Genomic DNA, 12,852 nt, shown 5'->3' with positions numbered 1-12,852 from the left:
TCGAACGCTGACCTGCGCGAAACACCCGCGCCGTTGGCAGGCAACAACCGGCCGGGACCGTGGAGGTCATGGAGACCTATCGAGTCCTTCCCGCCCCGGTCCACCTCGGTGACGAGACAGCGGCCGCGTCGGCCTGGCGGGTCCGCATCCGCGTCGACGACAGGCCCGGCACCCTGGCCAGGATCGCGATCCGGCTGGCCGACCTCGAATGCAACATCCTCGGGCTGTCGGTGCTCCCGGTCCCCGGCGGCGTGCTCGACGAGATCGTCCTGCGGCCCGCCACCGGCCTGCCGAAGCAGCTGCTCGTCGACGCGATCCGCGACGAAGGCTGCGAATGCTCCGCCGTCGTCGACGCGGATCTGGCCGAACTGGTCGATCCGGCCACCGCGACGCTCACCGCGGTCAAGAGAGCCGTCGAGGACCCCAGCGGCCTCGAGGAAGTGCTCCGCGGCGTCCTCGCGGCCGACGTCGTCACGAAGGTGCCGTCGATCGAGGCGAACCCGGCCCGGACGGAGGGCGGGCACCGGGCGGTGTTCCCGGCGGGGGACGGCACCGCGTTCGTCGCGCGCCGCCGGTGGTCGCCGTTCGTCGAACTGGAACTGAGCCGGGCGATCGCGCTCACCGGCCTGATGGCCGCGGTCCGTGACAACGTGACCGGGCCGATCGTGCTCGACCGGCCAGACGGCGCCGCGATCGTCCTGCGGAAGGGCGTCCCCGGCGACGCGGAAGCGGTGTCCGCGCTGCACCAGCGATGCTCGATGACCACGCTTTTCCACCGCTACCACACCGGGATGCGCACGGTGCCGCGTCGCTGGCTGCACCGGCTCCTGATGCCGCCGCGGGGGATCAGCCTGCTCGCGGTCTGCGGCCGGGACGTGATCGGTCTCGGCCAGCTGATCCCGTCGGCCGACGGCGGCGCGGCCGAAGTCTCGCTCCTGGTCGAGGATTCCTGGCAGCGTCAAGGCATCGGCACGGCCTTGCTGACCCGGCTGGCCGTCCTCGCCATGGCCAAGGGGGAGCGTGAACTCGCCGCTGTCTGCCTGCCCGGCGACGACTCCCTCTACCGCACCGCCACCCGCGTGGGGCTCCGCCCCGAACGCGTCACCGGCGACTCCGCCACCCTGCGCTTCGCCCTGCCCGACCCGCGCGTTTAGTCCGCTGAATGCGGTGGGTCAGCGGTTCCAGAACCAGTCTTTGCCACGGGCCTCGCCCAGCGCGCGCTTCTTGCGCTCGGGCGTGAGGCGCTGCAGGTACAGCTTGCCGTCAAGGTGGTCGATCTCGTGCTGCAGGCATTGGGCGAGCACCTCGGTGCCTTCGACCTCGACGGGCTCGTTGCGCAGGTCGACCCCGCGCACCACGGCGTGCTTCGCGCGGACGACCGGGAACCACAGCTCCGGCACGGACAGGCAGCCTTCGCCGATCTCGTGCGTCTCCTCGGACAGTGAGACGATCTCCGGATTGATCACGTACCCGCTCAGCCCGCCGACGTCGTAGCTGAACACCCGCAGGCCGACCCCGATCTGCGGTGCGGCGAGACCCGCGCGACCGGCCGGTTTCACCCCGTCCATCAGATCGGTCACCAGCGACGCGATCCTCTTGTCGAAGGTCGTGACCGGATCGCATACGGTCTTGAGCACGGGATCCCCGAAGTAGCGCAGGTCGCGCATCACCATGTTCGAACGTCCTTATCCACTGGCCTGAGCGAAGAGTCTAGGCCCGCAGCCGCAGTCCCTTGGGAGTCGCCCGGAATCCCGCCTCCTGAAGGACGGTCGAAAGCTCCGAGGTGAGCGCCACCTCACCGTCGGCCTTCTGCACCGCGAGCTGACCCAGCCAGCCTTCCCGCACCGCCGTGGACAGCGCCCGCGCGGCCGACCGCAACGTCTCCTGATCGTCGGTGAAACTCAGCAGCGACCGGCCGCCGCGTTCGACGTACATCGCGGGGACACCGTCCACGAGCACCGCCAGCGCGCCCGCTTTCCTTGCCGGACGGTGCTTCGTGTCGCCGGTCGCGGTGGGCCACGGCAACGCGGCACCGTAGGGCTGCGCGGGGTCGGCGGCGGCGAGCACGACCGCGCCCTCGGTGGTGGTGCGCTGGTTCCCGGACTGCGCGCGCAGCCTGTCGACGGCGCCCTTCGCCGCGAACTGCGCGGCACCGAGCCCTTCCACCACGTAACCCCGGACGACCTGGCCCGAATCCTCCATGCCGCGCAAAACCTTGTAGATCCCGGAAAAACCGCCCGTCACCCGCTCGGTGTCGAGCGCTCCCCTGGTGAGGACGCCGTGCCGTTCCAGGAACGCCTCTGTCCGCGCGTGCGCCCGCCTGGTCGGATCCGGTTCGCGGTCCGGGGTCAGCGCCCAGCGTCCGGCCACCGTCGGCGGCCCGGTGCGTGAGGGCATCGCCGGGCGCCCGGCCCGGAGCCGCGCGTACCGGCCGCGAGGAGCTTGCCGACGGGGCTTGTGCGCCGCGCCGGAACCGGAGACCTGTGCCCGCAGCGGGCCCAGCGTGTCCCCGGTGACCAGCCCTGCCCATACGAGATCCCACAGCGCGGCAACGACTTCGCCGTCGTTGGGCGGGGTTTCGACCAGGGGTGACGCACGCTCCACGAGCTGGCGGAAGAACTGCGCGCCACCCTCCAAAGTGGACAGGATGGCCTGATGGAGCGGGCCGGACGGCAGATCGTCTTCGAGGTCGGGAAGCAGCAGATCGGCGACGTCCGTGGGCGCGAGCGCCAGCCAGCCGTCCCCGCCGGAGAGGGAACCGCAGCCGCACCAGGTGACCTCACCCGCCGTCGTGAGTTCGTCCAGCAGTGACGGGGTGTAGCCCGGCAGCCTGCTCGGCAGGATCAGGGACTCGACAGCGCTCGCCGGCAGCGGTGCCCCGGCCAGTTGCTCGACCACGGACAGCACGTCGTCCGCCGTCGGCGCCGACCGCACTCGCGCGCCGATGCCGTGCCATGACGGCAGGAACCGGCCCAGTGCCGCCGGTTCGACCGGTTCGACCTCGGCCCGCAGCCGGGCCAGCGACGCCCTCCGGAGCCTGCGCAGCACCGACGCGTCACAGAACTCCATCCCCACGCCGTGGGTCTCCGGATGCCCGACCGGGCTCAGCTCGCCCCGGACCAGCCTGCCCTGGGCGGTCAGCCTGTCCAGCACACCGGTGACCACAGCCGTCCCGAGCCCGAAGCGCTCGGCGGCCTGGCGGGCGCTGAACGGGCCGCGGCTGCGCGAATAGCGGGAAAGCAGGTCTCCCACGGGATCCTCGACCGGCTCGGTGAACGCCTCCGGCACACCGACCGGCAGCGCCGTGCCCAGCGCGTCCCGCACCCGGCCCGCGTCCTCGATGGCGATGAAGCGTTCGCCACCGCCGATGCGCACCCGGATCACCCGCCGCGCGGCTTCCAGTTCCTCCAGCCATTCCCGCTGGATGCCCCTGGCAGCGGCTTCCTCGATCGAGAGATCCCCGAGGAACCGCAACAGATCCGCGGCCTCCTCGGCGTTGCGGGCGTGCCTGTCCGGATCGAGGCGCTGCAACGAGCGTTCGACTTCGGCGACGACCTCGGCGTCCAGCAGTTCCCGGATCGCCTCGGTGCCGAGCAGCTCGGCCAGCAGTGTCGAATCCAGCGCCAGCGCCGCCGCGCGCCGTTCCGCGAGCGGGGCGTCCGTCTCGTACAGGAACATCCCGACGTAGCCGAAGAGCAGGCTGCGCGCGAACGGGGACGCCGACGGTGTTTCGACCTCGACCAGCTTGACCTTCCGCGACCGCACGTCGGCCATCAGTTCGCGCAGCCCGCCGACGTCGTACACGTCCTGCAGTACTTCCCGCATCGCTTCCAGCACCACGGGGAACCGCTCGTACTTGGCCGCGACCGAAAGCAGTTGCGACGCGCGCTGCCGTTGCTGCCACAGCGGCGTGCGGCGGCGCGGATCCCGGCGGGGGAGCAGCAGCGACCGCGCCGCGCATTCCCGGAACCGCGCGGCGAACACCGCCGAGCCACCGACCTCGGTGACGATCAGCTGCTCGACCTCTTCCGGATCGAGCAGCACGTCCTCGACGCCGATGGTGACCTCGGCGCCGTCCATGTCCAGCGCCTCGGGCAGCCGCAGCACGATGCCGTCGTCGGAATGCGCCACCTGGGCGTCGACCCCGCGGTTCTCCCGCAGCCGGGCCGCGATCGCGAGCGCCCACGGCGCGTTGACCTGTGCCCCGAACGGCGAGTGCAGGATGACCCGCCAGTCACCCAGTTCGTCGCGGAACTTTTCCAGCAGCACGGTCTTGTCGTTGGGCACGTGCCGCGTGGCCGACTTCTGTTCTTCCAGATACGCCAGCAGGTTGTCGCACGCGTACTCGTCCAGCCCGGCGACGGCGGCGCGCTCCCTGGCCGCCGATGGCTCCGAAGTGGACAGTTCGCGGACGAACGCGCCCAGCGCCCGCCCCAGCTCCAGCGGACGGCCCGGTGCGTCGCCCTTCCAGAACGGCATCCTGGCGGGCTCACCCGGCGCGGGCACCACGATCACGCGGTCGTGGGTGATGTCGGTGACCCGCCAGGAAGAGGTGCCGAGCAGGATCGTGTCCCCGACGCGGGACTCGTAGACCATCTCCTCGTCGAGCTCGCCCACCCGCGACCCTGGTTTGTCGTCGGCTCCCGGCGTCATCACGGTGAACAGGCCACGATCGGGGATCGTGCCGCCCGAGGTCACCGCCAGCCGCTGAGAACCCGGACGGCCGTGCAGTTCGCCGCTGACCCTGTCCCAGGTGATCCGGGCGCGCAGCTCACCGAACTCCTCGCTCGGATACCGGCCGGCGAGCATGTCGAGGACGGCCAGCAGCGCGTCGTCCGGCAGGGACGCGAACGGCGCGGCGCGGCGGGCGAGGGCGGCCAGCTCGTCGACCGTCCACGATTCGAGCGCCACCATCGCCACGATCTGCTGGGCGAGCACGTCCAGCGGATTCCTCGGATACCGCACCGCTTCGATCGCCCCGGACGCCATCCGCTCCGCGACCACCGCGCAGGAGACGAGGTCGCCCCGGAACTTCGGGAACATCACCCCGCTCGACACCGCGCCGACCTGGTGCCCGGCCCGGCCGACCCGCTGCAGCCCCGAAGCGACCGTCGGCGGTGCCTCGATCTGCACGACCAGATCGACCGCGCCCATGTCGATGCCCAGTTCCAAAGAGGACGTCGCCACGACACACGCCAGCCGCCCGGACTTGAGCTCCTCTTCCACGTGCGTGCGCTGTTCACGGGACATCGACCCGTGGTGGGCCCGCGCGATCACCGGCGCCGCGCCGGTGGTGAGCCCGGACTGGCCGATCGCCTCGGCCGGATACCGCTGATCCGGCTCCAGTTCGCTCTGCTCGGCGACGAGTTCGTTGAGCCGGGCCGTCATCCGCTCGGTGAGCCGCCGCGAGTTGGCGAACACGATCGTCGACCGGTGCGCCTGGATCAGCTCGAGGACCCGCTCCTCCACCGCGGGCCAGATCGACGGCCGCCGCGGTGTGCCATCGACCTCGTCCAGCGATCCGGGGAGCCGCGCGAGGCCCGCGTCGAGGTCTTCGTTCTGCTTCGGCCCTTGTGGACCGTCGAGATTGGACATGTCCTCGACCGGGACCTCGACGCGGACCTCGATCGTCTTCGCGAGTTTCGGCTGGACGATGGTGACCGGCCTGCCACCGGCCAGGAACGACGCGACCTCGTCGATCGGCCGGACCGTCGCCGACAGCCCGATCCGCTGGGCGGGTTTCTCCAGAAGGGCGTCTAGCCGTTCGAGCGACAACGCCAGATGCGCGCCGCGTTTGCCGCCCGCGACCGCGTGGACCTCGTCGATGATCACCGTCTCCACGCCGCGCAGGGAGTCGCGCGCGGACGAGGTGAGGATGAGGAACAGCGACTCCGGCGTGGTGACCAGCACGTCCGGCGGCGTTTTGCCGAACGAGCGCCGCTCGGCGGCCGTCGTGTCACCGGTGCGCATGCCGACGCCGATGTCCGGCACCGGCAGCCCCAGCCGCCGCGACGCCTGCGAGATCCCGGCCAGCGGCGCCCGCAGGTTGCGCTGGACGTCGACCGCCAGCGCCTTCAGAGGCGATACGTAGAGGACGCGGCAGCGTTTCCGCGGTTCGGACGGCGGCGGCTCGACCGACAGCCTGTCCAGCGCCCAGAGGAACGCCGAGAGCGTCTTGCCGGAGCCTGTGGGGGCCACGACCAGCGCGTGTTCCTTCGCGTGCGCGGCACGCCACGCCCCCTCCTGCGCGCGGGTGGGCGCGGCGAAGGCCCCGGTGAACCAGTCCCTGGTCGCGGGGGAGAAGAGGTCGAGTACGTCTGCCACGCTGTCCATAGTGCGCCGGACCACCGACAGTTTCGCTCCGGGCCCTGTGACACGGGACGAGTTCGGCGGGTTCCGCACGTGCGGCGACGTCGCTCATGGGAGCATCACGCCCAGCGCGGCCGGATCGGTACTGGGGCGGCCGCCGTTCGTCTGTTGAAGGGGTATGAGCTGTGCGGATCCTGTCGGTGGACCTCGGGACGTCCAACACCGTGGCCGTCCTTTCGGCGCACGGGAGGCCGCCGCGGGTGGTCGAGGTCGACGGTTCGGCCAACATGCCGTCCGCGGTGTTCGCCACCGAGGACGGCACGATCATGGTGGGCCGGGACGCCGAGCGCCGGGCCCGGCTCGACCCGACCCGGTTCGAGCCCAACCCCAAGCGCCGCATCGACGAACAGACGCTCCTGCTGGGCACCGACGTCATCCCGGTCACCGAGGTGCTGGCCGCGATCCTGCGCCGCGTCCTCGACGAGACCACCCGTCAGCTCGGCGGCGAACTGCCCGACGAGGTCCGGCTCACCCACCCCGCGCAGTGGGGGCAGACCCGCCGCAACGTGCTGCTGTCCGCCGCCCGGCTCGCCGGGATGGGCGGCAACCTGGTGCTCGTCCCCGAGCCGGTCGCCGCGGCGGCGCATTTCGCGTCGTTCCCCGGCAAGACACTCGCGCCCGGCCAGGCGCTCGCCGTGTACGACCTCGGTGCCGGCACCTTCGACGTCGCGATCGTCGGCGCGACCCCGAACGGCGGCTTCACCGTCGTCGCCGAAGACGGCCTTCCCGACCTCGGTGGCCTCGACGTCGACCAGGCGCTGCTGGTGCACGTCGGCCGTGAGGTCTCGCACAAGGATCCCCAGCGCTGGCAGCGGGTTCTGCGGCCCGAGTCCACTCCGGACCGTCGTACGCGACGCGCGCTGCAGGAGGACGTGAAGGCCGCGAAGGAAGCCCTTTCGCGGCACCCGCAGACCGAGGTCCCGATGCCGGAGCCGTTCGAGGACGTCCTCGTCACGCGAGGCGAACTTGAAGCCCTCGTGCGGCCGTCGATGCTGCGCAGTGTCGAGCTGATGGCGCGGGTGGTCCGGTCCGCCGGGATGACCCCCGACCGGCTCGCCGGTATCTACCTCGTCGGCGGTTCGAGCAGGCTTCCGCTGGTCGGCAGCCTGATCGCGGAGAAGCTCGGCGTCGTTCCCGGCAGCCTCGACCAGCCAGAGACCGCGGTCGCCCTCGGCGCGCAGCACGTCGCCTCCGACGGCATCAGCACGCGGACGCAGGGCGTCGAAGGCCAGGTCGCGGCGGGAACGGGCGCGCATCAGGTCGGCCCCGGCGCTTCGGGCCCGTACGCGCCGCCGCAGCAGCAGGTCGCGTCGATCCCCGGTTATCAAGGCGGCCCCGGCCAGTCCGGTGGTTTCCCCCAGTCGGGTTATCCGAACAGCGGCCCGCAGCAGGTGCAGCAGCCCGCGCCGACGAACTTCCCGACGTACTCCCTCGCCGGGCAGACCGCCGGTGAGAAGGCGACGGCGAACAAGAAGAAGCCGCTCGTCATCGGCGCCATCGTGGCCGTCGTCGTGCTGATCGCCGCCGGACTCACGTACTTCCTGACGTCCTCGTCGGCGACCACCTACACGGCAGACGAGTGCAAGACACCCGCCGCGGCCGACGACAAAGGCCTCACCGGCTGCCTGCGCCAGCTCGCCGGGAAGATCGCCGACACCGGCGACTGCAAGCCGGGGATGGGCAACGGGCCGGCGAAACCGGCGGAGGACCTCGGCGTGACGTCGACCTGCTCCGCGCCGGGCCGTGCCGGGACCCAGGTGACCTACCTGCAGAGCGGTTCGGCGGAGAAACTCAAGGCCTACACCGACGGGCTGCTCAAGTCGGCGGGCGGGGACCGCACCGAGGCGAAGTGGGCGGGCAACGCCCTGGAAGGCCAGTACTCCTCGGCCGCCGGGCGGAACGCCGCCGTTCTGGTGTTCACCGTGACCGACCGGCCGCTGGTCGGCTTCATCTACCAGGTCCCGGCCGAAGGACAGACCCCGACGCCGGGCGAACTGGCCGATTACTTCGAAAAGAGCGTCCAGCCGGGCGAGTAGTCCCGTTTTATAGAGCGGTAGGGCAAAGGTCCTGTCGGATGCCAAGTCCGTGAAGGCCTCCTTCACTACCTTCAGGGTAGGGAAGGAGGCCTTCACCGCGGATCTTGTGGTCTCGTGGGCGGCGGAGTCCCGGAAGCGTTGAGAAAGCCCCTTTCGCAACCTTCAACGTTGCGGAAGTGGCTTTCGCGACACCCGAGGTCGGCGTGCGGGCGAGTGACTGAGCACGCCACCTTTGCCTTATCCCTCCAACCGCGCGTGAAAGCCCCTTCCCACGGCTCAGCTGCGGGAAGGGGGCCTTCACGCGTTTCGAGCCGGAGGCAGGGCTAGACTCCGCTCGATGCGTATCACGGTTTTCCGGCGGCTGATGGCCGACGAGTTCGGTCCTGGACGTGCGGAAACCCTGTCCAGGGATCACAGTTTCGGCGAACTCGGGGGCCGGACCGTCGAACAGGCCCTCGACGCGGGAACCTCGGCCAAGGACGTCTGGCGAGCGGTCTGCGACGCCTTCGAGATCCCGCCGGAGCGGCGCTGACCTCGGGATGAGGGCGAGCACCCTAGCGTGACGGCGTGTCGGCCACGGCCTCGAACACACGTTCGTCTATGGTGTTGTCCACAACGGGGTCAGCGATCCACAGCTTGGGCGCGAGGCCTGGAATTGTCGGTGGTCGCCCGTAGCGTCGGACCCGACAGCTCAGAACTGAACAAGCCCTACCGGCTCAACCAACGAGGTGGACTCCATGGCACCAGCAGCACCCGACAAGGACAAGGCGCTCGAACTGGCACTGGCCCAGATCGACAAGCAGTACGGCAAGGGCTCGGTCATGCGCCTCGGCGAAGAGGGCCGTGCCCCGATCGCCGTCATCCCCACCGGTGCCATCGCGCTCGACGTCGCGCTCGGGATCGGCGGCCTGCCCCGAGGCCGGGTCATCGAGATCTACGGTCCGGAATCCTCCGGTAAGACCACCGTCGCGCTGCACGCGGTCGCCAACGCGCAGAAGAACGGCGGCATCGCCGCGTTCATCGACGCGGAGCACGCGCTGGACCCGGAGTACGCCAAGAAGCTGGGCGTCGACACCGACGCGCTGCTGGTCTCCCAGCCGGACACCGGTGAGCAGGCGCTTGAGATCGCGGACATGCTGATCCGCTCCGGCGCGCTCGACATCCTGGTCATCGACTCGGTCGCCGCGCTCGTGCCGCGCGCCGAGATCGAGGGCGAGATGGGTGACAACCACGTCGGTCTGCAGGCCCGGCTGATGAGCCAGGCGCTGCGGAAGATGACCGGTGCGATGAACAACTCCGGCACCACCGCGATCTTCATCAACCAGCTGCGCGAGAAGATCGGCGTCATGTTCGGTTCCCCGGAGACCACGACCGGTGGTAAGGCGCTGAAGTTCTACGCGTCGGTCCGCCTGGACGTCCGCCGGATCGAGACGCTGAAGGACGGCGGCGAGCCCGTCGGTAACCGCACCCGTGTCAAGGTCGTGAAGAACAAGGTCGCGCCGCCCTTCAAGCAGGCCGAGTTCGACATCCTCTACGGCAAGGGTGTCTCCCGCGAGGGCTCGCTGATCGACATGGGTGTCGACCAGGGCATCCTGCGCAAGTCGGGCGCCTGGTACACCTACGAGGGCGACCAGCTGGGCCAGGGTAAGGAAAACGCCCGCAAGTTCCTGCTGGACAACCCGGACATCGCCAACGAGATCGAGAAGCGCATCAAGGAGAAGCTCGGTATCGGCGCCGTCGTCGACGCCGAAGCCGCCCCCGCGCCGGTCGACTTCTGAGTTCCAGCGCCCCGCCAGGGGTGAAGTCGCCGATCGATCGTTTCGACTGGAGTGATAGCTGAATGCGTGCGCCCAAAGTGGATCCGGCGGACCTGCCGCCGGACGAGCGGAGGAAGAAGGCCAAGGAGATCTGCTTCGATCTCCTGGCCGCGCGCCCGCGTTCCACGGATGAACTGCGTCAGGCCCTCAAGCGCAAGGGCTTCGACGAAGAGACGACGGAGACCCTGCTCGGTAAGCTGGACCAGGCAGGGCTCATCAACGACGCCGAGTTCGCCGAGATGTGGGTTCGTTCCCGTCATGCCAACATGGGGCTGGCGCGGAACGCTCTCGTGGCCGAACTCAAACGCAAAGGAATCGATGGGGATATCGCCGTCCAGGCCGCCGACGAGGTGGACCGAGAGGCAGAGGAGCAGCGCGCCCGAGAGCTGGTACGGAAGCGCCTGCGCTCCTTGGGCAACGTCGACGAGCAGACGGCGATCCGCCGCCTGCTGGGCTTCCTCGCCCGCAAGGGCTATCCCCAGGGGCTGGCCTACACCGTGATCCGCGAAGAACTCCGCGAGTTCGGTGCCGAATCGGCCCTCCTGGACGACGCCACCCTCGACTGAGCTTCCCCTTCACGCGAACTGCTCACCGGCCGAGCGGGCACCTGCCCGACGGCCGGTGTTTGCGTTCTCAAGGGGCACGGCAGCTGGGCGTAGAACCGGCGGCAGATCGCCAGACGGTGTCGCGAAAGCCACTTTCGGGACACCAGACGTCGCGAAAGTGGCTTTCGCGACACGCCTGAAGCCACGCTTGGCTTAGGTACCGAAGGTCGGACGACACACGTGACTGGATGGACGACTCGCGGTGAGACCTGGTCGCGAGCGTGTCGTCCGTCTGATCACATGTGACGTCCACTCAGTCACGCGAAAGAACTGGCTCGGCCCACCAAGCCGAGGCTCTGACCAGCGCCGATGCGAACGATCAGGAATCAAGAAGCACCGAAGGCCCGCCCGGAAATAGCGTTACCGGCATGAACTTCATCGACGCCATCACCCTCGAAGTGGCCGACACCGAGGCCGCCGGACGCTTCTACTCCACCGCCTTCGGGCTCGACAACCAGCTGCGTCTGCGTGCTTCGCAGGAGCCCTCCACCGGCTTCCGCGGCTACACCCTCTCCCTCACGGTTTCCCAGCCCGCCAACGTCGACGCGCTCGTCGACGCCGCCATCGCCGCCGGTGCGACCGTGATCAAGCCCGCCGCGAAATCGATGTGGGGTTACGGCGGCACCGTCCAGGCCCCGGACGGCGCGATCTGGAAGATCGCCACCTCGGCGAAGAAGAACACCGGCCCGGCCACTCGCGAGATCGACGACATCGTGCTGCTGCTGGGCGTCGCCGACGTGGCCGCGAGCAAGAAGTTCTACGTCGAGCACGGTCTCACCGTCGGGAAGAGCTTCGGCCGCATGTACGTCGAGTTCGAGTCCGGGTCGGACCCGGTCAAGCTGGCGCTGTACCGGCGCAAGGCCCTGGCCAAGGACGCCGGCGTGTCCCCGGAGGGCACCGGCTCGCACCGGATCGCGATCTGCGGCGCCGCCCCGTACACCGACCCGGACGGGTTCGCCTGGGAGACCGCCACCCTCGCCGCCCAGTCCTGATGTGCCACTTCCGGATGCCCCCGCTCGCCGCCTACCTCGGAGACACCGCCATGACCACCACGTACGAAGGATTCACGGCCGAAGAGAAGGCCGCGATGAAGGAACACGCCCAGGACATGAAGAAGGCCGCGCGCCGCGCTTCGACCGCGGACAAGGCAGCGGCGGCGGAGCAGGACGTGGTCGCGAAGATCGCCGAGATGACCGGCGAGGACCGGGTGCTGGCCGAACTGGTCCACTCCGTCGTGACGGCGAACGCCCCGATGCTCGCGCCGAAACTCTGGTACGGCCAGCCCGCTTACGCGCTGGACGGCAAGATCGTCTGCTTCTTCCAGGCGTCGGCCAAGTTCAAGACGCGGTACGCGACACTCGGCTTCAACGAGGCCGCCCAGCTGGACGACGGCGCGATGTGGGCGACAGCCTTCGCGCTGACCGACGCCACTCCTGCGGTGAAGAAGCGCGTCGCCGCTCTGGTGAAACAGGCCGTCAGCTGAGAGTGGCAGCCCGTTTTACCGCGTGAGTGGCCACTCGCGAGACGGCGGCGGAACCTTAGGCTCGGGTGATCACCGGGAGGACCACATGATCACCATCGAGCCACTGAAGACCGAAGACCGCGAAGCCTGGGAGAACCTGTTCCGCGCGTACATTGCCTTTTACGAACGTATTGCGCCCCAAGAGGTCTACGACCGCGCCTGGCGCGAATTCCGCACGGGGGAGCGGATGCACGCGTTCGGAGCCCATGTGGACGGCACACTCGCCGGGATCGTGCATTTCCTGGTGCATCCCAGCACTTCCGCGCTCACCGACGTCTGCTACCTGCAAGACCTGTTCACCGCGCCGGAAGCCCGCGGCAAGGGGGTCGCGCGGGCGCTGATCGAGGCAGTCGCCGACTGGGCGCGTGACCGAGGCTACGAGCGCGTTTACTGGCACACCAAGGAATCCAACGTCACCGCGCGCCGCCTGTACGACCGGGTCGCGGTCAACCGAGGGTTCATCCAGTACCAGCTCCCGCTCTGAAACTGTGAAGGCCACCTTC

10 protein-coding genes are annotated in these 12,852 nt (G+C 69.6%); 8 read left to right on the top strand and 2 right to left on the bottom strand.

Annotated elements, in window-relative coordinates; genetic code table 11:
• Nucleotides 1–68: 68 nt before the first annotated feature.
• Nucleotides 69–1,154, top strand: a complete 1,086-nt coding sequence (locus AMYAL_RS0143795; RefSeq protein ID WP_020637651.1) for a GNAT family N-acetyltransferase — start codon at nt 69–71, stop codon at nt 1,152–1,154.
• Nucleotides 1,155–1,172: 18 nt separating this feature from the next.
• Here the strand turns inward: AMYAL_RS0143795 and def are convergent, their stop codons facing one another.
• Nucleotides 1,173–1,673, bottom strand: coding sequence for a peptide deformylase (def, locus tag AMYAL_RS0143790; protein WP_020637650.1), 501 nt, complete (start codon nt 1,671–1,673; stop codon nt 1,173–1,175).
• 37 nt (nt 1,674–1,710) lie between these two features.
• On the bottom strand, nt 1,711–6,333 hold the full coding sequence (locus tag AMYAL_RS0143785; protein WP_020637649.1) for an ATP-dependent helicase: 4,623 nt from the start codon (nt 6,331–6,333) through the stop codon (nt 1,711–1,713).
• Nucleotides 6,334–6,494: 161 nt separating this feature from the next.
• On the opposite strand from AMYAL_RS0143785, the gene AMYAL_RS0143780 reads away from it, so the two are divergent.
• The 7 genes from AMYAL_RS0143780 (at nt 6,495) to AMYAL_RS0143750 (ending at nt 12,833) form a co-directional block, all read left to right on the top strand.
• Nucleotides 6,495–8,405 (top strand): Hsp70 family protein, encoded by a 1,911-nt coding sequence (locus AMYAL_RS0143780; RefSeq protein WP_020637648.1) that lies wholly within the window; start codon nt 6,495–6,497, stop codon nt 8,403–8,405.
• A gap of 337 nt (nt 8,406–8,742) precedes the next feature.
• The gene (locus tag AMYAL_RS0143775) at nt 8,743–8,937 is read left to right on the top strand and encodes a DUF3046 domain-containing protein (protein WP_020637647.1); all 195 of its coding nucleotides are present in this window, start codon (nt 8,743–8,745) and stop codon (nt 8,935–8,937) included.
• 205 nt (nt 8,938–9,142) lie between these two features.
• Nucleotides 9,143–10,183, top strand: a complete 1,041-nt coding sequence (recA, locus tag AMYAL_RS0143770) for a recombinase RecA (RefSeq protein WP_020637646.1) — start codon at nt 9,143–9,145, stop codon at nt 10,181–10,183.
• A 77-nt stretch (nt 10,184–10,260) separates the two neighbouring features.
• On the top strand, nt 10,261–10,788 hold the full coding sequence (locus tag AMYAL_RS0143765) for a regulatory protein RecX (protein ID WP_093976639.1): 528 nt from the start codon (nt 10,261–10,263) through the stop codon (nt 10,786–10,788).
• Nucleotides 10,789–11,195: 407 nt separating this feature from the next.
• Nucleotides 11,196–11,819: a VOC family protein gene (locus AMYAL_RS0143760; RefSeq protein ID WP_020637644.1), complete on the top strand. Its 624-nt coding sequence runs from the start codon at nt 11,196–11,198 to the stop codon at nt 11,817–11,819.
• Nucleotides 11,820–11,869: 50 nt separating this feature from the next.
• Entirely contained in the window at nt 11,870–12,310 is a 441-nt protein-coding gene (locus AMYAL_RS0143755; RefSeq protein WP_026467951.1) for an iron chaperone, read from the top strand.
• A gap of 85 nt (nt 12,311–12,395) precedes the next feature.
• Nucleotides 12,396–12,833, top strand: a complete 438-nt coding sequence (locus AMYAL_RS0143750) for a GNAT family N-acetyltransferase (protein ID WP_020637642.1) — start codon at nt 12,396–12,398, stop codon at nt 12,831–12,833.
• The last annotated feature ends 19 nt before the right edge of the window (nt 12,834–12,852 follow it).

This window comes from Amycolatopsis alba DSM 44262 (assembly GCF_000384215.1).
In the GTDB taxonomy this organism is placed as follows: Bacteria; Actinomycetota; Actinomycetes; order Mycobacteriales; family Pseudonocardiaceae; genus Amycolatopsis; species Amycolatopsis alba.
The sequence above is the reverse complement of the archived record's forward strand: the minus strand, read 5'-3'. Positions and strand labels throughout refer to the sequence as shown.

Coding starts and splice junctions, on each gene's coding strand:
- AMYAL_RS0143795 (WP_020637651.1), top strand. CDS start 69: ATGGAGACCTATCGAGTCCTTCCCGCCCCGGTCCACCTCGGTGACGAG.
- def (WP_020637650.1), bottom strand. CDS start 1,673: ATGGTGATGCGCGACCTGCGCTACTTCGGGGATCCCGTGCTCAAGACC.
- AMYAL_RS0143785 (WP_020637649.1), bottom strand. CDS start 6,333: ATGGACAGCGTGGCAGACGTACTCGACCTCTTCTCCCCCGCGACCAGG.
- AMYAL_RS0143775 (WP_020637647.1), top strand. CDS start 8,743: ATGCGTATCACGGTTTTCCGGCGGCTGATGGCCGACGAGTTCGGTCCT.
- recA (WP_020637646.1), top strand. CDS start 9,143: ATGGCACCAGCAGCACCCGACAAGGACAAGGCGCTCGAACTGGCACTG.
- AMYAL_RS0143760 (WP_020637644.1), top strand. CDS start 11,196: ATGAACTTCATCGACGCCATCACCCTCGAAGTGGCCGACACCGAGGCC.
- AMYAL_RS0143755 (WP_026467951.1), top strand. CDS start 11,870: ATGACCACCACGTACGAAGGATTCACGGCCGAAGAGAAGGCCGCGATG.
- AMYAL_RS0143750 (WP_020637642.1), top strand. CDS start 12,396: ATGATCACCATCGAGCCACTGAAGACCGAAGACCGCGAAGCCTGGGAG.